The 25,506-nt window shown below is 41.3% G+C and carries 17 protein-coding genes; 13 read left to right on the top strand and 4 right to left on the bottom strand.

All coding sequences use genetic code 11. The features are described from left to right. The first annotated feature begins 299 nt into the window (after positions 1 to 299). From GJU39_RS17870 to GJU39_RS17820, 11 genes are all read left to right on the top strand, one after another. Complete coding sequence (locus GJU39_RS17870) at positions 300 to 1,979, top strand: M1 family metallopeptidase (protein ID WP_209437681.1); 1,680 nt, start codon at positions 300 to 302, stop codon at positions 1,977 to 1,979. A 187-nt stretch (positions 1,980 to 2,166) separates the two neighbouring features. After that, complete coding sequence (locus GJU39_RS17865; RefSeq protein WP_154282363.1) at positions 2,167 to 3,084, top strand: dihydrodipicolinate synthase family protein; 918 nt, start codon at positions 2,167 to 2,169, stop codon at positions 3,082 to 3,084. Positions 3,085 to 3,095: 11 nt separating this feature from the next. Then, a complete protein-coding gene (locus GJU39_RS17860) occupies positions 3,096 to 4,679 on the top strand; it encodes an aldehyde dehydrogenase (NADP(+)) (RefSeq protein ID WP_154282362.1) in 1,584 nt (527 codons plus the stop codon). After that, positions 4,676 to 5,677: a 4-hydroxyproline epimerase gene (locus GJU39_RS17855; protein ID WP_154282361.1), complete on the top strand. Its 1,002-nt coding sequence runs from the start codon at positions 4,676 to 4,678 to the stop codon at positions 5,675 to 5,677. The genes GJU39_RS17860 and GJU39_RS17855 overlap by 4 nt, the downstream gene beginning before the upstream one ends. Positions 5,678 to 5,708: 31 nt before the next feature. Continuing rightward, positions 5,709 to 6,950 (top strand): NAD(P)/FAD-dependent oxidoreductase, encoded by a 1,242-nt coding sequence (locus GJU39_RS17850; RefSeq protein ID WP_154282360.1) that lies wholly within the window; start codon positions 5,709 to 5,711, stop codon positions 6,948 to 6,950. Between the two features lie 189 nt (positions 6,951 to 7,139). Then, the gene (locus GJU39_RS17845; protein WP_154282359.1) at positions 7,140 to 8,042 is read left to right on the top strand and encodes an AraC family transcriptional regulator; all 903 of its coding nucleotides are present in this window, start codon (positions 7,140 to 7,142) and stop codon (positions 8,040 to 8,042) included. A gap of 85 nt (positions 8,043 to 8,127) precedes the next feature. Next, positions 8,128 to 9,918, top strand: coding sequence for a DUF885 family protein (locus GJU39_RS17840; RefSeq protein ID WP_154282358.1), 1,791 nt, complete (start codon positions 8,128 to 8,130; stop codon positions 9,916 to 9,918). A 35-nt stretch (positions 9,919 to 9,953) separates the two neighbouring features. After that, on the top strand, positions 9,954 to 11,372 hold the full coding sequence (locus tag GJU39_RS17835) for an APC family permease (protein WP_154282357.1): 1,419 nt from the start codon (positions 9,954 to 9,956) through the stop codon (positions 11,370 to 11,372). Between the two features lie 94 nt (positions 11,373 to 11,466). Continuing rightward, the gene (locus tag GJU39_RS17830; RefSeq protein ID WP_154282356.1) at positions 11,467 to 13,752 is read left to right on the top strand and encodes a S9 family peptidase; all 2,286 of its coding nucleotides are present in this window, start codon (positions 11,467 to 11,469) and stop codon (positions 13,750 to 13,752) included. A gap of 135 nt (positions 13,753 to 13,887) precedes the next feature. After that, entirely contained in the window at positions 13,888 to 14,121 is a 234-nt protein-coding gene (locus tag GJU39_RS17825) for a hypothetical protein (RefSeq protein WP_154282355.1), read from the top strand. Beyond that, positions 14,118 to 17,408: a family 43 glycosylhydrolase gene (locus tag GJU39_RS17820; protein ID WP_154282354.1), complete on the top strand. Its 3,291-nt coding sequence runs from the start codon at positions 14,118 to 14,120 to the stop codon at positions 17,406 to 17,408. Before GJU39_RS17825 ends, GJU39_RS17820 begins: the two co-directional genes overlap by 4 nt. A gap of 401 nt (positions 17,409 to 17,809) precedes the next feature. Here GJU39_RS17820 and GJU39_RS17810 read toward each other — a convergent pair whose 3' ends face one another. Further along, positions 17,810 to 18,745 carry a glycoside hydrolase gene (locus tag GJU39_RS17810; RefSeq protein WP_209437680.1) on the bottom strand — a complete coding sequence of 312 codons (936 nt, stop codon included), beginning with the start codon at positions 18,743 to 18,745 and terminating at the stop codon, positions 17,810 to 17,812. Positions 18,746 to 18,750: 5 nt separating this feature from the next. Beyond that, positions 18,751 to 20,187 carry a POT family MFS transporter gene (locus GJU39_RS17805; protein ID WP_245227993.1) on the bottom strand — a complete coding sequence of 479 codons (1,437 nt, stop codon included), beginning with the start codon at positions 20,185 to 20,187 and terminating at the stop codon, positions 18,751 to 18,753. A gap of 171 nt (positions 20,188 to 20,358) precedes the next feature. On the opposite strand from GJU39_RS17805, the gene GJU39_RS17800 reads away from it, so the two are divergent. Both GJU39_RS17800 and GJU39_RS17795 read left to right on the top strand, forming a co-directional pair. After that, on the top strand, positions 20,359 to 21,756 hold the full coding sequence (locus tag GJU39_RS17800) for an aminopeptidase P family protein (protein WP_154282351.1): 1,398 nt from the start codon (positions 20,359 to 20,361) through the stop codon (positions 21,754 to 21,756). 5 nt (positions 21,757 to 21,761) lie between these two features. Then, positions 21,762 to 23,552: an aminopeptidase P family protein gene (locus GJU39_RS17795; protein ID WP_154282350.1), complete on the top strand. Its 1,791-nt coding sequence runs from the start codon at positions 21,762 to 21,764 to the stop codon at positions 23,550 to 23,552. Positions 23,553 to 23,649: 97 nt separating this feature from the next. Here GJU39_RS17795 and GJU39_RS17790 read toward each other — a convergent pair whose 3' ends face one another. Together GJU39_RS17790 and GJU39_RS17785 are read right to left on the bottom strand one after the other, a co-directional pair. Beyond that, complete coding sequence (locus GJU39_RS17790) at positions 23,650 to 24,267, bottom strand: hypothetical protein (RefSeq protein WP_154282349.1); 618 nt, start codon at positions 24,265 to 24,267, stop codon at positions 23,650 to 23,652. A 55-nt stretch (positions 24,268 to 24,322) separates the two neighbouring features. Then, positions 24,323 to 25,390 (bottom strand): glycerophosphodiester phosphodiesterase family protein, encoded by a 1,068-nt coding sequence (locus GJU39_RS17785; protein WP_154282348.1) that lies wholly within the window; start codon positions 25,388 to 25,390, stop codon positions 24,323 to 24,325. Positions 25,391 to 25,506 lie beyond the last annotated feature (116 nt).

The raw sequence follows: 25,506 nt of genomic DNA, 5'->3' as shown, positions 1-25,506 counted from the left end.
GGATGATTGGAGGGGGATAATTTGCTCGCTGTAACTGATATTTGGTTAATTTGATTACGCCCTAAATTAGATAAAAGGAAGGGATTAGAAATGACTATAATTTGCAATTGTTGGGCGTATTTTAACCCAAATTTTTAACTATTGCTCAATTTTAAGTGATTTTAGTACCATAGTTCTTACCAATAATTGGCTAATTCATGCCGTATTTTATCCGATTAGATCAAAAATTATTTATTAAACACTGCTTTAGTCATCTTTGTATTTACAAACCTCATCACCATACTTTGTTTAATTCTTCTATGATGAAAAATTCGATACGTAGCATTCTGATCCTGATCATATTTTTCTGCAACCTTACTGCTTTTGCTCAGGTTAAGGAGCGCAGTTATTCACGGGCCGATACCCTTAGGGGAAGCCTGAATGCAGAAAGAACCTGGTGGGATGTTCAGCGGTACGAACTCGCCTTTAAGCCAGACTATACCCATAAAACAATATCAGGTTCAAATGAGATTTTGTACAAAGTGGTTATGGCGAATGATGGGAAGATCAGGATGCAAATTGATCTTCAGGAGCCGCTGACGATAGATAGCATCTGGTACAATGAAAAATCTAAGCTCCGGTTTGAACATGTTGGAAGTGTATGGTATGCAGATGTTCCGCCTCAAAAAAACACGGCATTAAACTGCGTAAAAATATTTTACCATGGTGCTGTTCACCAGGCGAAACGTGCGCCCTGGGATGGTGGATTTATCTTTACTACAGACTCATTGTCGCGGCCCTGGATGACTGTTGCCTGCCAGGGTTTAGGTGCTTCGGTTTGGTATCCTAACAAAGACCATCAAAGCGATGAGCCAGATTTGGGTGCATCTTTAACCATGACTATTCCTGATACACTTGTTGGCATTGGGAATGGAAAGCTCATTTTTAAAAAGAAAAATGATGATGGCACCGTAACCTATAAATACAACGTACAAAGCGCAATCAGTAACTATTGCATCATTCCTTATATCGGTAAATATGTTAACTTTAAGGAAGAATATCCGGGTGAAAAAGGAAAGCTCAATATTAATTACTGGGTGTTGGATTACAACTATAATAAGGCTAAAACTTATATGCCGGATCAGGTTCATAAAATGATGAAAAGTTTTGAGCACTGGTTTGGTCCATATCCTTTTTACGAAGATGGTTACCAGTTAATTGATGCTTCACACACAGGTATGGAACATCAGTCGGCTGTTTCTTACGGCAACAAATATAAGTTTGGCTATTTAGGAAGGGATATGTCTGGCAATGGCTGGGGTATAAAATGGGATTTCATTATTATTCACGAAAGCGGGCACGAATGGTTTGGCAATAACATTACCACCAAAGACCTTGCGGATATGTGGGTGCACGAAGGCTTTACCAACTATAGTGAAACCCTTTTTGTTGATTATATTTTTGGTAAGCAGGCAGGGAACGAATACAATTACGGCATTAGAAAAGGCATTAGGAATGATAGTCCGGTTATTCCTGCATATGGCGTAAATGCCCAGGGGAGTGGAGACATGTACCCAAAAGGCGGAAATATGCTCCACGCCATTAGGCACAGTATGGATAATGATGAACTTTTCAGATCTATATTGAGGGGTTTGAATAAAACTTTTTATCATCAAACTGTAACCACTGCGCAGATAGAAAATTATTTTTCAAAACAGGCAGGTTACGCTTACGCTAAAGTTTTCGATCAATATTTACGGACCACACAAATTCCGGTTTTTGAATATTATATTAAGAATAATGAAGTATTTTATCGCTATACAAATTGTGTAGACGGATTCAACCTGCCTTTAATCCTCAAGAAAGAAGGGGTTAAAACTTTAAAAATCATTCCAGCTCAAGAGTGGGGACATTTAAAATTATTACCCGGACAAGAATCTTTACTGGAGAAATCAGCAATTGAATTGATGTATTATCTCGGCGTAAAAAACAAGAATTAGATTTTAACTCAAATGGTCTATTTATAGTTGGTATCGGTTAAAATCTAACAATTGCGCCCTGAAGCTATGCCGTAACTTTGAAAATAATCGGGGATATCTAAGTAAAGAGACAGGTCTGGTATTATTAAAGTCCCGATGAATATTTCATCAGCAATCAAAAATAACATATATAAAATTAGATATAAAAATGGCAATAAAATGGACAGGGGTTTTCCCGGCTGTAACCACAAAATTTACAGCAAATGATGAATTAGATTTTGCAGCTTTTGATTTAAACATCGAGGCACAATTAGAGGCCGGAGCAAATGGGATCATCCTAGGCGGATCATTAGGCGAAGCCAGTGTACTTACAGATGATGAAAAATTTGGATTATTATCTCATACTTTAGCGGTAGTAAACGGTCGTGTGCCTGTTTTATTAAATATTTCAGAATCTACCACAAAAAAAGGAATTGAAGTTGCCAAAAAAGCAGAATCTTTAGGTGCGCAGGGATTAATGCTTTTACCACCAATGCGTTATTATGCTTCGCCAGATGAGACATTAGCATTTTTTGGTGCCATTGCAGAATCTACGGAGCTGCCCATTATGATTTATAACAATCCTGTTGACTATAAAATTGAAGTAACACTGGATATGTTCGAAGCGTTGACAAAATATCCAAATGTGCAGGCGATTAAAGAATCTACGAGAGATGTTTCTAACGTAACCAGGTTAATAAACCGTTTTGGCGATCGTTTCAAAATCTTCACCGGTGTAGATCCGTTGGCCATGGAAAGTATTGTAATGGGTGCTGATGGATGGGTAGCTGGCTTGGTAGATGCTTTCCCAAGAGAAACAGTTGCAATTTTTAACCTGATTAAAGAAAACCGGATTGCTGAAGCATTAACCATTTACCGCTGGTTTTTACCCGTATTGGAGCTGGATATTCACCCAAAACTCGTTCAGTACATCAAACTTGCTGAAGTAGCAACAGGTTTAGGAACAGAAGCCGTTAGGGCACCACGTTTGCCAATTGAGGGCGCAGAAAGAGAGCGGGTATTAAAGATTATTAACGACGCATTAGCGGTTCGCCCGGAATTACCTGCAGGAAGCTGGGGTAAATAAAAACACCAAATATGAACGGAAAAAATATTGTTGCCAGTGAATTTGTAAACGGTAATGAAGTTAGCCTGAAAGCAGTAAACCCAGCAACGGGTTTATTGCTTGACGGAGATTTTGTTAAAGCCGGAGAAAAAGAGATTAATGAAGCTTTGGTTTTGGCAACTGAAGCATTTGAAGTTTATAGAAATATCAGCAAGGATAAAAAGGCTGCATTTTTAAATGCCATTGCAGATGAAATCGCTGCGATTGGCGAAACATTGGTGGCGCGTGCCTCTGCAGAAAGTGGCCTGCCTTTGCCCAGATTGCAGGGGGAGTTGGGTAGAACAACCGGCCAGCTGAGGCTTTTTGCCAATCTTGTAGCAGAAGGATCATGGGTAGATGCCATCATTGATACGGCTTTACCAGAAAGGCAACCGCTACCCCGGTCGGATATTCGCCGGATGCTGATCCCAATTGGCCCCGTGGTTGTTTTTGGAGCCAGTAATTTTCCCCTGGCCTTTTCTGTTGCAGGGGGAGACACCGCTTCTGCGCTGGCTTCTGGTTGCCCGGTAGTGGTTAAAGCACACCCGGCACATTATGGAACAAGTGCTTTAGTGGGTGAAGCCATTATCAAAGCTGTTGAAAAAACAGGTATGCCTAAGGGTGTATTTTCAATGCTTTATGATGATGCTTACCAGGTGGGTACAGATTTAGTGTTGCATCCCTTAACGAAAGCTGTAACCTTTACAGGCTCTTATCATGGTGGAATGGCTTTGGTAAAACTTGGCCAGGAACGCAAACAGCCTATTCCGGTTTTCGCCGAAATGGGAAGCATTAACCCCATCATATTTCTTCCCGAAGCGATTGAAAATCAAGCCGAAGAACTGGCTAAAAAATATGCCGGCTCTATCACGCTAGGTGCCGGTCAGTTTTGTACCAACCCTGGTTTGATGCTCGCTATTGCTTCACCAGGATTAGAAAAGTTTGAGGAAACGCTTTCTGCAGCAATTGCCGTTGTTCCATCTGCAACAATGCTTACCGAAGGAATTTCTAAAAATTATACAAAGCTTTCTGGAAACATTATTTCAGAAGCTGGCGTTGAGTTGCTTGCCGTTTCAGAAGTGAAAAATGCGGAATTAAAAAATCAGTCTGAAGCGAAAGTAGCCCAGGTAGATGCTGCAAGTTTTATTGAAAATCCTACACTTCACGAAGAAATTTTCGGTCCGTATTCCCTTTTAGTGGTGGCAAAAGATCAAAAAGAACTGGAAGAAGTGATTTCGGTATTGCAGGGCCAATTAACGGTTACGCTTATGGCTGATAAAAATGAACTTGGCAGGTATCAGTCACTTATCCATAAACTGACAGATAAAACTGGTCGCATTATTCTTAATGGCGTACCAACCGGTGTAGAAGTTTGTGCGGCAATGCAACATGGCGGGCCGTTTCCGGCAACCAATGACAGCAGATACACTTCTGTAGGATCTACTGCGATATATCGGTTTGTTCGTCCGCTGGCTTATCAGGATTGGGAGCAAGGGCTTTTACCAGATGAATTGAAAGACGGCAATCCATTGGGTATTTTTAGAATGATTAATCAGCAATTTACGAAAGACATATGAGTAAAACCTTTTTTTGTGTAGATGCGCATACTTGCGGAAACCCGGTAAGGTTGGTCGCTGGCGGCGGACCACAACTGGTGGGCGCCAACATGAGCGAAAAACGACAACACTTTTTAAGGGAGTTCGACTGGATCAGAACGGGGCTGATGTTTGAACCCAGGGGACATGATATGATGTCGGGTAGTATACTTTATCCACCTCACGATCCTGCAAATGATGTGGCTGTGTTATTTATCGAAACCAGTGGCTGCCTGCCCATGTGCGGTCATGGCACCATCGGCACCATCACAATTGCCATAGAAGAAGGTTTAATCCAGCCGAAAATCCCTGGTGTAATCAGGATGGAAGCACCGGCAGGCCTGGTTCAGATTGAATACAAGCAGGAAGGTAAGAAAGTTAAATCTGTTAAGTTAAAAAATGTGGCTTCCTACCTTGCTGCAGAAAATATGGAAGTGGAATGCCCGGATTTAGGAACGCTTACTTTCGATGTGGCCTATGGTGGGAATTTTTATGCCATTGTAGATCCGCAAACCAACTTTCCAGGCCTGGAAAATTATACCGCCTCGCAATTAATTACCTGGAGTCAAACCATCAGGAAACGCATTAACGAGAAATACACTTTTGTTCATCCACAGGATTCGACCATTAATGGCTGTAGCCATGTGCTGTGGACAGGAACCACTTTAGACCCAACCTCAACCGCAAGAAATGCTGTTTTTTATGGGGATAAGGCCATTGATCGTTCACCATGTGGTACGGGTACATCTGCCCGTATGGCACAATGGCATGCAAAAGGGAAGCTCAAAAAAGGAGAAGATTTTATCCATGAAAGTTTTATCGGGAGCAAGTTTACCGGAAGGGTAGAAGAAGAAATTGAAATGGGTGGTTTTAAAGCCATCATTCCAAGTGTGGAAGGATGGGCAAAGGTTTTCGGTTACAATACAATAAAAATAGATGCCGAAGATGATCCGTATGCATATGGATTTCAGGTGATTTAGTAGGGTGTTTTCATAGAAGAGGAAAAATATAATGTCGAAAGTATTAGTTATAGGTGGAGGAATTGTTGGACTTACGTCGGCATATTATCTTCAAAAAAAAGGATTTGAGGTAACCGTTTTAGATAAAGGCGATTTAAGTGATAATTGTTCTTTTGGAAATGCAGGCATGATTGTACCGAGTCATTTTATTCCTTTGGCTGCACCGGGAATGCTGAGCAAAGGCATCCGGTGGATGTTCAATAGTAAAAGTCCTTTCTATGTTCGTCCGTCTTTAAATCCAAGCCTTATTGGCTGGGGACTCAAATTTATGAAACATGCAACAGAAAAGCATGTAACGCAATCTGCAGAACCGCTTCGCGATTTATCATTACTCAGCAAAAAACTTTACGAAGATTTATCTAAAGAGCCAAACTTCAATTTTGAACTCACCAATAACGGAATTTTAGCTTTTTACAAAACTGAGCAGGCTGCTGAAGAGGAAGCACACCTTGCCGATAAAGCCAAAACACTTGGATTGGATATGGCCGTGTTAAGTGCTGCGGAGTGTAAAGCGCTGCAGCCAAACTTAAATCTTGATGTTCTCGGTGCAGTTCATTATCGTTGTGATGCGCACCTTTATCCTGGCAAATTGATGAATGCTTTACTTACCTATTTAAGGGGTAATGGCGTTTCTTTAATCAGCGGAAAAGAAGTAGATAAGATCGAATCAGAAGGAAATAGGATTACTAAAGTTTTCACCGGCACTACGGTTTGGGAAGCCGATCAATATGTAATTGCAACAGGATCATGGTCGCCTGCGGTGGCGAAAATGGCTGATTTAAACATTTCTTTGATGCCAGGAAAAGGTTATTCTTTTATGGAACCAGAGCCGCAACAACGCTTAACCATTCCGGCTTTACTTTGCGAGGCAAGGGTAGCCATTACACCGATGAATGGCGGTATTCGCTATGGCGGTACAATGGAGCTCGATCGGATTAACACCAAAGTAAACATGCAGCGGGTAAAGGGAATTGTGGAATCTGTTCCAAAATATTTCCCTGATTTACATCCTGCGCTTCCGAACGAAAAGGAGATCTGGTATGGCTTCAGGCCATCATCACCTGATGGGTTACCTTATATTGGGCGCAGCACCCACAGAAAAAACTTAATTATTGCTACTGGCCACGGCATGATGGGCTTAAGTCTTGGGCCGGCAACGGGTTTATTGGTAAGTCAAATTATCGCCGAAGAAAAGCTCGAAATGGCAGTGGATTCTTTCGCTGCGAACCGATAAATTCAGGTAGCTGGAAAGGTGTGTTTAAATACAGTAGCTGGCAAGTTCTAACGTTGAAAGAGGCGGTTTTTGTTGAATATTATCGTATTGTAGCAGGATTTTAACCTAATAAAGGTTTTTTTGAATTTTTACAGTTAATATCCTTATATTGAATCATAATCAACAAACCAACCAACCAAACCAATCAACATGAAAGTATTGCCATTTACCATGCTTGTGCCTGATGACAAAAGTGTTATTTCTGAGCACGTAGAATTGCCTTATTTTTATCAATATCTGCACAGACACGATGAATGGCAGATTACTTACATTGAAAGGGGCGAAGGGACGCTAATAGCGGGAAGTGATATGCATGCTTTTCGGCCGGGAGACATATTTGTAATCGGCGCAAAGCTTCCGCACCTGTTTAAAAGCAATCCCGAATATTTTGAAAGTAAAAGCGAGCGATCTGTTGCGGCATATTCTGTTTATTTCAATTCAAACGGAACGTTAGGGCCACTGTTTTCTCTTCCGGAAATGAAGATGGCCACTGCTTTTCTGGCTAAAAATAAACATGGTTTCAAAGTGCCTTTTAAGCATACCGAAGAAGTATTAAGTAAAATGGTGGCTGTGCATGAGGCATCGGGTACAGATCTTTTGTTTGCATTTGTTAAATTAATGGTCACCCTGCAATCCATCGGCGATGATACCATTCCATTATGTTCTGATTTGTATTCATCAAACGTGAGCGAAAATGAAGGCATGCGTTTGAGTAAAATCATCGGGTATATTACCGAAAATTATAATAGCCAAATCACGCTGGAAGATGTCGCAAATGTTGCTTTTATGACACCACAGGCCTTTTGCAGGTATTTTAAGAAACATACCGGCCATACCTTTGTATCCTTTCTTAACGAAGTAAGAATTAACGACGCCTGTAAAAGCTTAATCTCTGGTGAAAAAACGGATTGTATTTCTGGCGTGGCTTATAAAGCCGGTTTCAATAGCATTACCAATTTTAACCGGGTATTTAAAAGTATTATCGGTCAGTCGCCAAGGGCTTATGTAGATACCTATAATACAGTAAGTAGGGTAAGTTACATGGGGGCGTAAGGTTCACAAGTCATTTTTTTCTAATAAAATGATCTGATTTTTTTAATCGGAGTTAATTGCTATTGTTCAGTTTAAACGATTCACTATGCGTAATAATCTACTTTTTGGCACTCTTTTTTTTATAAGTTTTAGCACGTTTCTATCCTCCAGGCTGAGTGCCCAAAGCCCCAATGCTGTCCTTTACGAACAAACCAGCGAAATGGGGACACTAATTGTAGGTTACCAAAGAGATGTCGATGCCATTAACGATTTTTATTATCCTTTTTCGGCAGGCGGCTACTATTCTGCGCCACTCACAACTCTTAAAAGCCCTGTTCAGCGTAAGCGTTTGCAAGAAATTAATAACGACTATCTGCTAAAACTAAAATCTGCAGGTTTTAATACATTTAGTATAAACGGAAAAGTAGATTATATACTTTTAAAAAAACAAATTGAAGCTTCTGTTTTTCTGCTTAATCAGGAAGAGCAAAGTTATAAGTCGCTGGTAAAGTATTTTCCTTTTGCAGATACCGTTTACAGTCTGGAAAATCTTAGAAGAAGGGGTACTTACAAAGATGGCGCGCTTATAGCTGCCGAACTGAACGCTACAGTGAAGATAATTGATTCGGTATCTTTAGATTTAAATAAAACAACCAAACTTAGTTTAGATCAGCTAAAAACAGCATCTAATATTGCCATTAGTTTAAAGCATCGTTTAAAAGGATTTTATCAGTTTTATATGAATTACGAACCTACTTTTACCTGGTGGGTACCTAAGCCTTATGAAAAAGCTGATCTTGCTTTAGATAATTATGCTAAACAATTTTCAGCTAAACAAGATAGTTTGATGGCTGCCAATCATGATAAGCTGGGTATAAAAGGTTTGCCAATCGGGCGTGATGAATTGATCAGACAGTTAAATGCAGAGCTGATTCCTTATACCCCAAAGGAACTCATCGAGCTTGCTGAAAAAGAATTTAAATTTTGCGATGCTGAACTGTTAAAAGCTTCAGCTGAAATGGGCTTTGGGAAAGATTGGAAAAAAGCACAGGAAAAAATAAAAAACAGCTACGTGCCACTAGGTAAACAACCTGAATTAATTGTGAAATTACAGGATGATGCACTTAAGTTTATTAAGGCTAACGATCTAATTGATATTCCGGCGTTGGCAGAAGAGACCTGGGGTATGGTTATGATGTCTGCAGAACGACAATTGGTAAATCCTTTTTTTACCGGAGGAAGAGAAATTAGTATTTCGTACCCAACCAATACCATGGAAGAAGATGATAAGCTGATGAGCATGAGGGGGAATAATCCATATTTTTCAAGAGGTACCGTTCAGCATGAGCTTTTACCTGGCCATCATTATGAATATTACATCAACAACCGGTATAAGAGCTACCGCGATCCTTTTAAAACACCTTTTAGTATAGAAGGCTGGTCTTTATATTGGGAGCTTTTGCTTTACGATAAAGGTTTTGCCAAAACACCAGAAGAAAAAATGGGAATGTTGTTTTGGCGCATGCACCGATGCGCAAGGATCTTGTTTTCGCTAAACTATCACCTGGGTAAATGGACACCACAGCAAAGTATAGATTTTCTGGTTGATCGTGTTGGGCACGAACGTGCAAATGCAGAAGGTGAAGTTCGTCGTTCGTTTCAAGGCAATTATAGCCCGCTATATCAGGTGGCTTACCTTACCGGAGGCCTACAGCTTTTTGCTTTAAAGAATGAACTTGTTGATGGTGGCAAAATGAGTTTTAAACAATTTCATGACGCTGTAATTAAAGAAAACCTTATTCCTGTTGAAATGATTAGGGCAACTTTAATCAATCAGCCACTTACAAGAGATTTTAGCACTTCGTGGAAGTTCTACGACAAAACGTCTAAACCTTAATCAATTCTGAACCACAAAATTAAGATACCAAATTTATGAAAGAAGAAACCACACACTTTAAACCCTCACTTAAATTATTAGATGCAACGATGCTGGTTGCCGGAAGCATGATCGGATCTGGCATTTTCATTGTCAGCGCAGATATCACCAGAAATGTAGGCAGTGCAGGTTGGTTATTGGTGGTTTGGTTGATAACAGGGTTTATGACACTTACCGCGGCATTAAGTTATGGAGAATTGAGTGCCATGTTTCCTAAGGCTGGCGGACAATATATTTATTTAAAGGAAGCATATAATCCATTGGTTAGCTTTTTATATGGCTGGAGCTTTTTTACCGTTATTCAAACTGCAACTATCGCCGCTGTTGGCGTAGCATTTGCAAAATTCACCGCTTATTTATTGCCGTCTTTTAGTGAAGATCTGGTGGCCATAGATTTAGGCTTCTTCACCATTTCTCCGGCCCAGCTGCTGGCTATCGGCATTATAATTTTACTCACCTACGTCAATAGCCGTGGTGTAAATGCTGGAAAAGCCATTCAAACCACCTTCACGGTAGCCAAATTGCTCAGTCTTTTTGGCTTAATCGTATTCGGCTTATTTTTCCTCGATAAAGGAATCTGGAAGGCCAATTGGGAAAACATGTGGCATCTAGGCGCTTTAAATACAGACGGAATCATTTCGCCATATACCACCTTAGCGGCTTTTGGTGCCATTGCTGCGGCAATGGTGGGCTCAATCTTCAGCAGCGATTCCTGGCATAATGTAACATTCATTGCAGGAGAAATTAAAAATCCGGCACGCAATATCGGGCTAAGTCTGGCTTTGGGAACCATTATTGTAACCGTGCTTTACCTGCTCACCAATGTGATGTATACCGGTGTTTTAAGTTTGCATGATATCGCTTATGCCGATAAAGACCGGGTGGCCGTTTCTGCAGCCGGTCATATTTTCGGCACTGCCGGAACCATGATCATCGCAGTTATGATTATGGTTTCTACCTTCGGTTGTAATAATGGGTTAATTATGGCTGGCGCAAGGGTTTACTATTCCATGGGTAAAGATGGCTTGTTTTTTAAAAAAGTTACGCAATTAAATAAAAATGCCGTTCCCGGTTTTGGTTTGTGGATTCAGTGCGTTTTTGCATGTTTATGGTGCTTAAGCGGGAGATATGGCGATTTGCTTGATATGATTTCCTTTGTGGTAGTCGGCTTTTATATGCTCACCATCTTTGGGATTTTTATCCTCCGCAAAAAGCGTCCGGATGCTGCAAGACCATATAAAGCATTTGGTTACCCGGTTTTACCGGTCATTTACATCTTGATGGGTTTGGCTTTTTGCATTCTCCTCATTGTTTTTAAACCCAAATTTACCTGGCCTGGATTAATCATCACCTTAATCGGGATTCCAGTTTATTATTTAGTCAGAAAGGTAAACACAGTAGCTCCCGTTGAATAAGAACATCAGTAGGTTAAAATATTCGCGTTATGCATCAAAATACAGCGGAAATTTGCTGACCTGTTGAATTATATTTACAGCTTAACACTGCAAGATGAAAATAAGTTCTCTGATCCAAAAATTCGCTGTTACCTCCTTTTTTACCGCAAGTTGTTTCTCTTTAGCGGCACAACAAACGCCCTATTCCCCTACAGCTATAGATATTGTTCAGGCTTACCAGCGGGCTGGTAAACTGGATACGGCGCTACGGAACATTCCAACCAATAACGACATTGTTCCGATCTGGAAAAAGGATGGATCTGCATTTTGGTATAAGAAAAATCTCCCGAATAAAAACTGGGAATACACGTATGTCGATGTGGCTTCCGGAGTTCGCAAAAAGGCATTTGACGCCCAGAAGTTAGCTCAAAATCTTGAAAAGGTAAGCGGGAAGAAGCAATCTGCTATGCGCTTAACGTTTGCAGAACTTTATTTCACTGATCAAAATAATGTAAAGCTAAAATCTGAAAACAAATGGTACCAGGTAAACCTAACGGATTATGGCATCGTACCAGCTGCCGATACCACGATATTTAAATATAATCCGAAAATGCCTTTGCAGCGAAAACGTTCTCGTTGGGAAGGAAGCAGAACCGTTCGGCTATCACCGGATGGGAAAAACGAAATCGAAATCCGTGGCGGTAACTTAATATTAATTGATGTTGCATCGAAAGCGGAGACGCCCTTAAGTAAAGATGGCTCTGCCGATAAACCTTATGGAAATTTTGAATGGTCGCCTGATGGAAAAACGGTTGTAGCCTATAAAACCGACCCTAAGGAAATAAAAAAAGTTCATTACCTTTTAAGTTCGGTTCCAGGCACCACCAGAGGTGAATTGAAGTCTCGCGAGTATGCACAACCCGGAGATGAGTTTACTTCCTATCAGCCTTACATTTTTGATCTCACCACTAAAACTTCAAGAAAAGTAGAAGTAGAAGCGACTGATTTTTTCGATCCGCAGCCTTTGCATTGGCGCAACAACAGCTATTATACATATGAAAAGGCAGATCGGGGTCACCAACGTTTTAGGGTGATTGAAGTTGATGTGCAAACGGGAAAGACAAAAAACATCATTGATGAAAAAACGAAAACTTTCATTTACGAAAACAGGATTTATACCCGCTATCTGCCCAAAACAAATGAAATTCTTTATACAAGTGAGCGCGATGGCTGGCAACACCTTTATCTGGTAAATGGCTTAACAGGCAATCAGAAACTAATAACCAAAGGAAATTGGGTGGTTCGGGATATTGATAGCGTAGATGTGGTTAAGCGCCAGGTTTGGTTTAAAGCCAGCGGCATGAATAAAGAGGAAGATCCATATTTTATCCATTATTATCGAATCGGTTTTGATGGAAAAGGACTGGTAAATTTAACGCCAGAAACGGGGAATCATAACCTTACCTTTTCACCAGACCGGAAATACTATATAGATACCTATTCACAGGTTAATATAGCACCGGTTACAAAGTTAAAGATTACTGCAAGCACTAAATCTGTGCAGGAAATAGAGCATGGAGATACCGCAACGTTTTTAAAAACAGGTGTAAAGTTGCCGGAAGTTTTTGTAGCCAAGGGAAGAGACGGATCAACCGATATCTGGGGTGTGGTTTGCATGCCTTCTGCGATGGATGCAAACAAGACCTATCCCATCATCGAGAATATTTATGCTGGTCCGCAGGATAGTTTTGTGCCTAAAAGTTTCTTGCCGGCTAGTGAAATGCAAAGTCTTGCAGAATTGGGGTTTATTGTAGTGCAGATTGATGGCATGGGAACAGCTAACCGGTCAAAAGCTTTTCATGATGTTTGCTGGCATAACCTGGCAGATGCGGGTTTCGAAGACCGGATTTTATGGATGAAAGCCATGGCTAAAAAATATCCAAACGCAGACATTAATAAAATTGGTGTTTATGGAACTTCTGCCGGTGGCCAGAATTCTACCGGCGCCTTACTTTTTCATCCCGAATTTTATAAGGCTGCAGTTTCTGCTTGTGGCTGCCATGATAACCGCATTGATAAACAATGGTGGAATGAGCAGTGGATGGGTTACCCGGTTGGCGAACATTACGATGCGCAATCGAACATTACCAATGCAGCAAAACTTCAGGGGAATTTGTTTTTAATCGTGGGCGAAGCTGATGAAAATGTACCACCAGAATCTACTTATCGTTTGGCTGATGCCTTAATTAAGGCCAATAAAGATTTTGATATTTTGAGTATTCCCGGAATGGGACATAGCGATGGAGGTGTTTACGGCAGAAGACGGAAAAGAGATTTCTTCATCAGGCATCTGTTAAATGCTGAAACGCCAAACGTAAACTCGGTTTCACCAACAAAATAGCACCATACTGCTGCGGTTTTAATCCGCTAATCTCCAAACCGCCGGATGGGGAAATAGAAGTGTATAAGTTTCCTCTTTATTTCCGGTAAGGCTTGCCCTAAGGGTGAGGTTAGTTTTTTACCTAAATTCATCATTATGAAAAACGTTTTTCTCAAGTGCCTGCTTCTGTTTATTTTAAGCGGTATTTATCAGTTGGTACCGGCACAAACCCAACACCTGAAAAAGGGGAATGGCAACCCGGTTATTCCAGGTTATTTTGCCGATCCTACGGTGAAAAAATTTGGTGATACCTATTACATTTATGCCACAACAGATGGCAATGGGGCGGTTTTGGACCTTCACAGGTTTGGACATCGAAAGATTTTGTGAACTGGACCATGCAGGATATGAACTGGCCAACTACCCATCATTATTGGGCGCCGGATGCTACACTGGGGCCAGATGGAAAATACTACCTTTATTACTGTCAGCCTGTAGAAATTTTTGGCGCTTCATCCGCTACGCCAGTTGGCCCATGGACTCCTTTATTAGACCCTGGCAAACCGATTGTGCCCAACTTTTTAGTCCCAAATGTGATTACGCTTGATGGCCAGACATTTAAAGATGATGACGGGAAATATTATATGTATTGGGGCACCTGGGGCATTTATCCAAATCACGGTTGTGGCGTTGGGCTGCTCAATGCAGACATGAAATCGTTTGCCAAACTGGCGCAAATTCCCAATACGGATGCAAAAGATTTTTTCGAAGCGCCTTTTGTTTTCAAGCGGAAAGGAATTTATTACTTCACTTATTCGTCAGGATATTGCGAAGATGGAACATATCGGGTGCAATATGCAACGGCAACAAACCCGATGGGGCCTTTTAAATATGCTGCTGAAAATCCGGTTTTAGCAACCAATGCCGATGGAACGGTACATGGTCCGGGTCATCAATCTGTTTTGCAGCAAGGCGATGATTTTTATTTAATCTATCATAGGCATAATAATCCACATAATGATGGTGGTTACCACAGACAAGTTGCTGCCGATAAAATTGTTTTTGATAATAAAGGAAACATCCTCAAACTTGTTCCAACGCACAACGGAATCGGCTATCTGGCTAAAAACGCAAATCCGCATGATAACCTTGCTTTGGGCAAAACCGTAACAACTTCTTCCGATTACGATCAGGATTTTAAAGGAGAATACGCAGTAGATGATAACAACGGCACGCTCTGGAAACCTAAAAACAATATCGGTCCATCGTGGTTGCAGATCGATTTAGGCAAGGTAAATCAGATTAAAAGTGTACATACCCAGTTTGAATATGCTACCTGGTATTACCAGTATAAAATTGAATATTCCATTGATGGGAAAAACTGGAAACTATATGCCGATAAAAGTAAAAATACCCGGCATGGCAGTCCGATGATTGATATAGGAAACGTTCAGGCCAGGTACCTGCGAACTACTATTTTACACACGGAATACCCAGGGCTTAATAAGGCAATCTGGAATGTTAAAGTTTTCGATAATGCAGCATACCATCCCGCAATGAATACCAAAATCAAAAAGTGGGAGTCTCTGCAACGTTTTGATTCAAAAGGTCTGTTGGTAGATTTGAATTTCGGCAAGTTTCGTATCGGATCAACCGTTCAAAGTATTCCAAATAATGGAAAACTCGCAGGTACTTTCGCTGCTGTGGGAACCGCAAAACCTATTGTATCCATGATTAATGGAAAGAAAGCCCTTGTTTTTTCCGGAAAAGAGCGTTTAGCATCTTCGAGTCTGGCGCCACCGTCTTTATCAGGAAACAGCAGTTATAGTGTAAGCATGTGGGTGCTTAATCCGGAGGTTGACAAGGAAGAAAGCATCGTTTCGTGGACAGCGCGGGGAGGTGATAACTTAACGAATGTTGGGGTAGGGTATGGCTCGGACAAAAATGCTGGCGCTGCTGTTCACATGGGCTGGGCAGATTTGGGTTACAAAAATGTTCCGAAAGCAAATGAATGGCATCACATTGTGATGGTTTTCGATGGAACAATGGAACGTATTTACGTTGATGGGAAATTGGATCGGGCAGATAGAAGAATGCTGTTTATAAAAAAACTGTCCCGCTTTGTTGTTGGAGGATTTGAAGATGGAAGTGCAGGATTCTCTGGTGCACTTGCTTCGTTAAAAATATTTGACCGGCCTTTAAGTACGGAAGAAGTTACCGCAACATATGGTAAAGGAATGAATAGCAATACGGTTGTTTATACCGATGCTAAGCATTTAGCCTATGGAAAATTAAAGGAATGGAATAACGACGGAGCAGCGTTGGGTAAGTTGAAAATAAATGGGGATGCTGAAGTGGCTGATGTGAACGGTAAGCTAGCGGTATCACTAAGTAGCGGAGCAAAGCTTTCTTTAAGCGATGAAAGTTTTAAAATGGTCAATTTCGCTAAACCCTTTAGTGCAGTATTTTCAATTCTTTCAGCAAAGGGCTCAAAGACTAATTTGTTTTTCGGGCCAGGAAAAGCCGCCAGTATTTCGGGAAACGGAACATGGCAGCAGGTAATTTGTAATTATATCAATGGTAAGTTTCAGGTTCGTTTAAACGGAATACCAACCGCTAATTTCTCCTCATCAGTAAAACCAAAAGATCCTCAGCTGTTATTAGAAACCGCTGCGCAAACAGCCATTTCTTCTGTTTTAATTTATAGTGAAGGGCTTGATCAGGCAGCCCTTGCAGAGGAATTTAATTTTTGGAAGAGAACACAAGCTACGGAGAATGCACAGGCTACATTTGCATCGAAGCCAGCTGCCGTAACACCAAATATGGTTTACATGGTTGCCGGCTTGCCTCAACTTCCGGGCAATACCTTCGAATATTCCTTTGCCAGGGATCACGGACAGGCATCTTCCAAATGGCTGCGATCTCCGGATTTTTTAGATTTTTCCGTAAAACCGGAAAGCAATTACCAATACACCGTAAAAGTGAAAGACAATTTTGGAAACGTAACCCGGGCTTCATTGCCTTTTCCTGTTCAAACAGATACTGCTTTATTTACGATTAAAAAACAAAGTGGAACAGCTCAGTCTATCCCAGCTAATAAAAACGGACTATCAGGAACTTCCTGGGATGGTTTAATGGGAACAGCCGACACGGTTTCTCAACAAAACGGTGTGCTCAAAATGGTTTCTCACCATACTTTATGGGATGGCTCCGCTTCAACCGGTCCATTCGCTTATCATCATATTAAAGGAGATTTCGTTGCAGAGGTGGTGCTTTCTGATTTATTGGGATTAACTCAAAAGAAGGCTTATGGAGCGAATGAAGCCGGAATTATGGCGAAATTGCCAGGGAATAACAGTATGCTTGTTCAAAACGGCATTATGCCAGGTTGGGGCGTGGGCAATATTGTAACAGATTTAAGGAGGACGGGCAGAAGGCAATTGAATAATTTATCGGGTTGGGCTTTTTACAGGCATTTACAGATCCAACGGCTAGGAAATACTTTCTTTATGCGTGGAAGCAGTGATGGAAAAACCTGGATTAATTTGCCCGGCAGTCCGATAACACGTGATGATTTCGCAAATGAGGTTTTGGAGGTTGGGGTTTATCATGCTACTTATGGAGATATTTCTGGTTATGCCGCATTTGAAAGCTTTACGGTTTTTCAGAAGAAGTAATCCTGATATTGATCGCTATTCCCATCCTTTTTGGGGAGGGGTGTCGGTAGGGCGGGTTGTTAATACATCTTTTCTTTATTACTTCCGTCCTTGCGAGAAGGCTCCTTCTGCCGACGAAGCAATCTATCCTGCTAAAAAGATTGCTTCGTGCCTCGCAGTGACGACCGTTTATGATATCGATCGCTATTCCCATGATTTTTAAGGAGGGGTGCCCGTAGGGCGGGTTGTTAATTCATCTTTCTTTAATACTTCCGTCATTGCGAGAAGGCTTTTTCAGCCGACGAAGCAATCTATCCTGCTAAAAAGATTGCTTCGTGCCTCGCAATGAAAACCATTATATAACGCATTCGCTCCTCCAACTATGGGCACTTCATACCACTTATCCCATCACTAAAATCTTATCAATGCTTCACCGTAGCTCCACCAAAAGAAATATTCTTTCCATAATAAACATCAGCCGGGATATGATGACCGGCATAAACCTGAGCAAGAATATCATATAAAACAGGATCATAAGCCTTCAAATCATCGGGCGTTTGAACTTTTACCTTGCCATCATTAAACTCGAAGTTAGACCAAAACCACCACTGGCTCCCTTCTGCCCAATACTCTGCAACCGTGTTAATGGCATACTGATCTTTATACATCCCTTTTTTCTTCGCCTCCTGGTACGCCACATCAATCTGTTTGTAAAGTTCCGGATCAGCCTTCCGCAACGCAGACATCACATTGTGGCTCCACTCATGCACCATAATGTTCTCCCCATAATATTTAGTTCCGGGAAAGCCTAACAGATTTTCTTCTGCACAAGAAGTTTGAATTCCGCCCATTCCGCGCGCGCGCTGATTCCAATAACCTTTATCTGTCAGGCTCGCTATTCCGCCGGGCTTATTATAATTTTCCCTTTCCGTTGGTGTGAGGCGCCCATCAGTAAGTGCCGGTTTTTTCCAGTTGCTATATTCAGGCAGGTCGGTTTGCATTTCAGACCAGGCCATGATCGATAAGCGGGCTTTCATGCTGATCATCGCACTGCGAATATCCGGCCTCTTCACTAACATATAATTAATGATATCCCGCGCGACTAATATTGCCGCATCAGATACCTTTGCCGACGAAACTACAGGAATTCCAAAGGCATCTGTATATTTTTCATAAAATTCCGGATAACCTAAAGAATCTGGCGGACGAGTAATTAAAAGCTGATCCAGGCTGGTAGCCAGCGGTTTTGCATCGCTTTTTTGTTGCTGCGCATGGGCGCCTGCCGTAAACAGAAGCCCCGTTATTGTGATCATTAACCGGGAAGTGCGTCGTTGTTTTTTAGATAGCAGACTCATCATATTTGTTAATTTAATTCAGGTTGAATGGGTGGAATAGTATCATTTTCCTGTCTTTCTTTAATCCTTGGAGAAACAAAAAGGTATACAACAATGAAGAAACAAAGCAGGCCGATAAAGAACCAGTAATAATCAGCACCCTTAAACTGCGCAAAGAAACCGCCATTAGAAATGCTTCTGTTAACTAAAGCGGTGAAGAGATTTCCTAATGCTGTAGTAAGGAGCCAGATGGCAATCATGGTACTTTTCATAGATTTACTGGCCTGTGTATAGGCGTATTCCAATCCGGTAATGGAGACTAAAACTTCAGCAGCAGCTAAAATAGCGTAAGCCAAAACCTGCCATCCGATGGAAGGCGTAGCACCACCATCAATGCTGGTCTGGATTAATGCAATAATTACAAATGAAACAGCAGTAAGCACTAATCCTGCGCCTATTCTGCGTAATGGGGTGGTTTTTAATCCCTTTTTATCCAGGAACGGATAGAGCCAATAATTAAAGATCGGGATAAATACCAGTAGAAAAAACGGATTTACGGTTTGGATTTGTTCAGGCAAAAGGTTAATTCCAAGAATATGGCGATCCATTTTCGTGGCCTGGAGCACCCATTCTGATAAGTTCTGATCCCAAAGTGCCCAAAAAACCGGGATGAAGGCAAATACAGCTAATACATTGTAGACAGTTTTTACATCTTCCACTTTCTGCGGATCAAACTTCAGCTTTGCTACATCTAAGAGTGATTGTTTTGGCTGCTTTAACCTCCAGTTAAACAGTGCATAAAGAGAAATAAAAACGAAGTTATTTTTATTAACACCCGATGGCGGAACATTGACGTAAGTTTTCCTCCCCAGAAAAAATATTGCCGTGGCAAGTGCCATCAAAATTCCAGGAATTCCAAAAGCCCATTTTGCACCGTAACGATCATAAACTAATGGAATAAGAATGGTTGATAGTACTGATCCGGCGTTGATGCTGAAATAAAACCAGCCATAAACTTTCGACATCAGGTGTTTGTTTGCCGAAGTAAACTGATCACCAAGGTTTGCCGAAACGCAGGATTTGATTCCTCCGGCGCCGATAGCAATCAGAATCAATCCATATTTAAATTTCTCCAGGTCGTGATCAAACAAAGCCAGGCATAAATGGCCAATACAGTATACGACCGACACATAGATGATCACTTTATATTTTCCAAAAAACCAATCGGCCACCAGGCCACCGATAAAAGGAAGTGCATAGGCAAGCGATACAAAAAAGTGTGTGGTTTCGTTTGCTTTTGCCTCTGCGGTAATCTGCAAAGCCGGGATCATGTTTGGATTAAAAAAATGGAAGACCAAAAAGGTTGCTAAAATAGAACGCATGCCGTAAAAACTAAAGCGTTCTGCCCCTTCGTTGGCAATAATGTATCCGATACTTTTAGGGTAGCTGCTTTTTTCTGATTCCATTTTATCCATTCGCTAATTTGGGGTAATTCACTGGATCAGTCTTTACTAATTTTCACCCTATCGGGCAATATCTTACCCTCTTTGAGATTGTGACTTAAATGGGGAAACATTTTTTGTCGCTTTTGTTACTTTTGATCAAATTTTATTATCCATTAGTTCAAAATAAAGCAAATGTTTCAAACAAGTGTTTACGTCGAAAGAAGAGCAGCGCTGGCTCAAAGGTTAAAATCTGGCTTACTTATATTTTTTGGTAACAACGAAAGTCCGATGAATTATGCCGATAATACCTACAGTTTCAGGCAAGACAGCACGTTTTTATACTATTTCGGGATTGCACATCCGGGCCTGGTGGCAGTGATCGATATCGATGAAAATCGGGAAATTGTTTTTGGGAACGAAATGAGTATCGATGATATTGTTTGGATGGGCAGGCAGCAAACCATTGAGGAAAAAGCAAACCTGGCGGGTATCTCCCAGCTTCAGCCTTTTAACGAGGTATTCAATTATATTAAACAGGCCGTTTCGAAAAATAAAACCATTCACTTTCTGCCCCCTTATCGGGCTGATAATAAAATTATACTATCGCAATTATTAGGTCTTCCCGTTAACGATTTAAAACCATCTGCTTCAGTGCCTTTTATAAAAGCAGTTGCGGCACAACGGGCCATTAAATCGGCTTTGGAAATTACCGAAATAGAGCGGGCTGTTAACCATACTATTGATATGCATTTACTGGCCATGCGTAACACCAAACCTGGGATGAAAGAGGAAGAAGTTGCGGCTTTAATTCATGGTGAAGCATTAAGAACCGGTGGGAATCTGGCCTATCCAATTATCCTGACCATTAACGGACAGATTTTACACAACCATTTTCATGGAAACGTGATGCAGGAAGGGCAGCTGGTGTTAAACGATTCAGGGATGGAAACCGAACTGGGCTATTGCGGCGATTTAACCAGAACCTTTCCTGTTGCAAAGAAATTCGACAGCAGGCAACGCGAGGTATATACCATTGTTCAATCTGCGCTTCAACGTGCAGAAGCAGCTTCAACGCCAAACGCAAAATATATAGATGTTCATTTTGAGGCTTGTAAAGGTTTGGCCGAAGGGATGAAAGCGATGGGTTTAATGAAAGGAGATGTAGCAGAAGCGGTGGCTGCAGGTGCGCATGCATTGTTTTTTCAATGTGGTACCGGCCACATGATGGGGCTCGATGTGCATGATATGGAAGATCTGGGTGAACAATATGTGGGTTATGATGATACTTTGAAGAAAGAAACCGAACTCTTCGGATTAAAATCTTTAAGACTGGGCAGGGCGTTGGAGCCAGGCTATGTTTTTACTATTGAGCCGGGGATTTATATGATTCCAGAACTGATTGATCTATGGAAATCTGAACGGAGATTTGAGTCTTTTATTAATTATGAAGCCGTAGAGCAGTTCAAGGATTTCAGCGGAATCCGGTTGGAAAATAACTACGCAATGACCAATGATGGTTTACAACTATTAGGAAAACCACTGGCCATTGAAATTGATGAAGTGGAAGAAATTAGAAACAGCGCTTATTAAATAATATGACCTACCAGGAAAAATTAGCTGCCATCCGGGCGAAAATGTTAACAAATGGAGTGGGTGCTTACATCATTCCGTCTTCTGATCCGCACATGAGTGAGTATGTGCCAGATCGTTATAAGTGCATTCAATTCGCATCTGGCTTTACAGGTTCTGCCGGAACATTAGTCATTACAGCAGGATTTGCAGGCCTTTGGGCCGATTTCCGATATTTTGAACAGGCTACCCAACAACTCCGGGAAAGCGGATATGAACTGGTGAAGTTGAAGGTGCAGCACACGCCTGAATATATTGCCTGGTTAGATGAACAATTACCTGCCGGATCTATTGTGGCGTTTGATTATCAGCTGATGTCGATGGTTTTGGGCGAAGAAATTAAAGAAGCTTTATCGGTAAAAGAGATTGCCGTTCAAGATCTGGATTTGCTGGCGGAAATCTGGGAAAACAGACCTGAATTGCCTGACGATCTTGCCGTTTTATTACCTGAAAAAGACTGCGGACGGGATTTCAAAAGTAAATTATCTGATCTTCGGCTAGGGTTGCAAAAAGCTAAAGCTGATGTTCATGTAATCTCCAGTTTGGATGATCTTGCCTGGCTTTTCAATATCCGCGGGAAGGATGTAAGTTACAATCCGGTGGTGCTTTGCTATGCTTTGATTACTGCTGCTGAGGTGAGGTTATACCTCCATGATGGGAAATTATCTTCAGGTGATTTGAACTTGCTGGCTGAAAGAGGCGTAACCGTAAAGCACTATCAAAAAATTACAACTGATATTCAAGAATTAAAAAATTGTACCATTTTACTGGACGGAAAGCGGACTTGCTATCAGTTCTTAACCCAGTTATCGCCATCGGTTCGCATCATTAAGGAAACCAACCCGGTTGTGTTTTTGAAGTCGGTTAAAAACGAAACTGAAATACAAAATACCCGGGCCGCGATGGTGAGTGACGGTGTTGCGCTCACCCGTTTCTTTAAATGGCTGGAAGAAAATATTGGTAAAACAGAAATTACAGAACTATCGGCTTCACAAAAGGTAAAGGAGTTTCGTGAACGTGGTAAAACATTTGCAGGAATAAGTTTCGCCTCTATTGCAGGTTACGGTTTACATGCTGCACTTCCACATTATTGCCCGGACGAAACCAACAATCTCGAATTACTTCCTAAAGGCCTTTTTCTACTCGATTCTGGCGGACATTATTTTTACGGCACGACTGATATTACCAGAACAGTTCCGTTAGGCGAGACAACGGAAGAAGAAAAACTGGATTATACAATGGTGCTTTCTGCCATGATTTTTGGTTCTGCGGCAAAATTCCCCAAAGGGACAAGAGGTTATCAAATAGATGGGATTGTTCGTCAGCAGCTCTGGCAGCAAGGTATTAACTACGGGCATGGCACCGGCCATGGCGTAGGATATTACCTTAATGTGCATGAGGGTCCGCAAAATATTGGCCCTTCAAATGCTGCGGTTGCGATCGATCAGGGAATGATTACCTCCATCGAGCCTGGTATTTACAGACCCGGGAAGCATGGGGTCAGGATCGAAAACCTGGTGCTTACCATTCCGGGTGCAACTACTTATTTTGGCGAATTTCTTCAGTTTGAAACGATGACGCTGGCTTATATCGATACTTCGATTGTGGTTACAAAATGGCTGCTTCCTGAGCAGATTAACTGGCTGAATGCTTATAATCAGCTGGTTTATGAGCAATTGAAACCAGAATTGAGTGAAGATGAAGCATTATGGCTGGCAGGTAAGTGTAGGGCAATAGCAAATCAGTCTACCATTTGAGCTCATTAAAATAGGCCAGGTGTACCTGTCGTGAAGTAAAATCACAGATAAACAACCTGGCTATCTATTCAAAATAGATAGCCAGGTTCAATACATATTAAATCAATCGTTTGTAATCGAATTTTACTCCACCGAAGTAAAAACCGGTCGTTTGACCTGGAACATATTCAATTGCATTTAATTTAATCACATACAATACGTTGGTTTTAAGGATGCTATCGCCTTTAAAAAGCACCAGGTAGCGGTCTTTTACCGGGATCATACCGTATTGTTTACCATCACTAAATGTGAACCAAGTCTGTCTTTTATCATTTGATTTATCTGTATCAGAGTCTACAGCATTAAGATTTGCTGCGCGTATTTGGGCTAACCCGATGCCTGATATCGAAGTGCCCGAAACATCTGCATATTTAAGCGTATAACCCTCTACTACATGTATTTCCCGGCATAAGTTGCCGTCAAATCTGAGCAGAACTGAATCTCCATTAACCCGGTTTGCATTGAGGTCATAACTTATTTTTCCCCATTTATTTTCCATGATGCTTGCAGCTGAGTCTGGAGTGGTAAAGTTAGCGTGCGCAACGGAGTTTGCTAACAGCTGTTCGCCGTTTGTGCCGGTAATGGGTTGTTCAGCGATTATTTGTTTTTTACAGCTGCTAATGAATGCCAAACCAATAAGCAGGCAACAGATCAGCAGGAATTTATTGTTCTTCATAGGATATCATTTAAAATTATACATGTTAGAAATTGATTTTGCAATAGCGAAATAATTAGTAATAATAAGCGGTGTTTCTGAATCCCTTGTTTAGCCAATCGTTAATCAGGCTTACCGGCTCATCTGTAGTCATCCAGTGTACACCCATAGAGGTGAGCCACTGCCAGCTTCCGCGGTTATCCTCGGTGTCTGCCTTGCCTGATTTAGATTTATAATAAAGGCTGCTTAGCGTATAGCAGCAGGTCCCGTTAGCATAGTTAAAGTTGTTTCCGCCGGCATCAGGTATGGCATTAAAGCAGCAAACTGTCTTCCCATCTCTCCAGGCCTGGTCCATGATATCCTGATGAATACCATTTCGTTGTTTAATATTAATTTCAACGCCAATAAAATAAGGCTTGTTCTTATACGAATTGTACTGTGCCATACAATTGATCTTATCTACCATGTTGGTGGTATAAACGGGCACAAATCGAAAATCGTTATACCTGCTTCCGCTTAATCCCAGGTGTTTTTCCAAATCAGCAGGGCCATTATAAACTGTCGCGTTAAGCTTGAAGATTGTCCATTTCGCGGCGGGATTTCCCCAATGATTCTTCCAACCCCCACCTTCATTCATAATATGCCAGCAAGCCCATGCCGCATTTTTATCTTTAATGTCTAATGCCAATACTATCGCGATATTGTGATCACGAATAAAAGAAAGCACCTGTCTGAATGTAGGCAAATGCTCATTTGTTAACCTTCCGTTTTTGTCTTTTAAACGCAGGGTTTGTAAAGCGCCATTATACCAGCTGCTTACCAGGTCATTTCTACCCATTCCCAGCTCTGTCGTCCGGCCCAGGTTCCAGTCATGCATCAGCACCGGTTCTCCGCCTTTGTCTAATTTGATATCGATCTCTACCATCTCGATTTTCATGTCGGCAGCCCGTTTAATGGCCAGTAATGAGTTTTCCGGAACTCCATTTTCACGCCAATAACCCCTGTGGGCACAAACTGCAACCAAGTCATTCTTTCGGCCAAATTTTAAGGTATTGATGACCTTGTCGGTATTTATAAGTTGTGCCTGTAAAAAGCCGGCCGTAAAGACCAGTAATAATGATAAACTAATTTTTTTGATGTTCATGATGTTCTTTTTTGTTTATTTAAGGGTAGTTGCTGTTGCCTGACCACCATACGGGCCTTCGTGAAAAATAACCTATGCAAGTTTATTAACCAGATTAGAACTTGCTGTTTTGAAAA

Origin of the sequence: Pedobacter petrophilus, from assembly GCF_009674725.1 — a bacterium.
GTDB lineage: Bacteria > Bacteroidota > Bacteroidia > Sphingobacteriales > Sphingobacteriaceae > Pedobacter > Pedobacter petrophilus.
Note: the sequence above shows the minus strand (reverse complement) of the source record. Positions and strands in the feature narration are given on the sequence as shown.

Excerpts from the sequence above, each read along its gene's own strand:
- GJU39_RS17805 (WP_245227993.1), bottom strand. The coding sequence starts at position 20,187 with ATGGAATCAGAAAAAAGCAGCTACCCTAAAAGTATCGGATACATTATT.
- GJU39_RS17825 (WP_154282355.1), top strand. The coding sequence starts at position 13,888 with ATGAAAAACGTTTTTCTCAAGTGCCTGCTTCTGTTTATTTTAAGCGGT.
- GJU39_RS17785 (WP_154282348.1), bottom strand. The coding sequence starts at position 25,390 with ATGAACATCAAAAAAATTAGTTTATCATTATTACTGGTCTTTACGGCC.
- GJU39_RS17790 (WP_154282349.1), bottom strand. The coding sequence starts at position 24,267 with ATGAAGAACAATAAATTCCTGCTGATCTGTTGCCTGCTTATTGGTTTG.
- GJU39_RS17835 (WP_154282357.1), top strand. The coding sequence starts at position 9,954 with ATGAAAGAAGAAACCACACACTTTAAACCCTCACTTAAATTATTAGAT.
- GJU39_RS17830 (WP_154282356.1), top strand. The coding sequence starts at position 11,467 with ATGAAAATAAGTTCTCTGATCCAAAAATTCGCTGTTACCTCCTTTTTT.
- GJU39_RS17810 (WP_209437680.1), bottom strand. The coding sequence starts at position 18,745 with ATGATGAGTCTGCTATCTAAAAAACAACGACGCACTTCCCGGTTAATG.
- GJU39_RS17870 (WP_209437681.1), top strand. The coding sequence starts at position 300 with ATGATGAAAAATTCGATACGTAGCATTCTGATCCTGATCATATTTTTC.
- GJU39_RS17855 (WP_154282361.1), top strand. The coding sequence starts at position 4,676 with ATGAGTAAAACCTTTTTTTGTGTAGATGCGCATACTTGCGGAAACCCG.
- GJU39_RS17860 (WP_154282362.1), top strand. The coding sequence starts at position 3,096 with ATGAACGGAAAAAATATTGTTGCCAGTGAATTTGTAAACGGTAATGAA.
- GJU39_RS17850 (WP_154282360.1), top strand. The coding sequence starts at position 5,709 with ATGTCGAAAGTATTAGTTATAGGTGGAGGAATTGTTGGACTTACGTCG.
- GJU39_RS17800 (WP_154282351.1), top strand. The coding sequence starts at position 20,359 with ATGTTTCAAACAAGTGTTTACGTCGAAAGAAGAGCAGCGCTGGCTCAA.
- GJU39_RS17865 (WP_154282363.1), top strand. The coding sequence starts at position 2,167 with ATGGCAATAAAATGGACAGGGGTTTTCCCGGCTGTAACCACAAAATTT.
- GJU39_RS17840 (WP_154282358.1), top strand. The coding sequence starts at position 8,128 with ATGCGTAATAATCTACTTTTTGGCACTCTTTTTTTTATAAGTTTTAGC.
- GJU39_RS17795 (WP_154282350.1), top strand. The coding sequence starts at position 21,762 with ATGACCTACCAGGAAAAATTAGCTGCCATCCGGGCGAAAATGTTAACA.
- GJU39_RS17845 (WP_154282359.1), top strand. The coding sequence starts at position 7,140 with ATGAAAGTATTGCCATTTACCATGCTTGTGCCTGATGACAAAAGTGTT.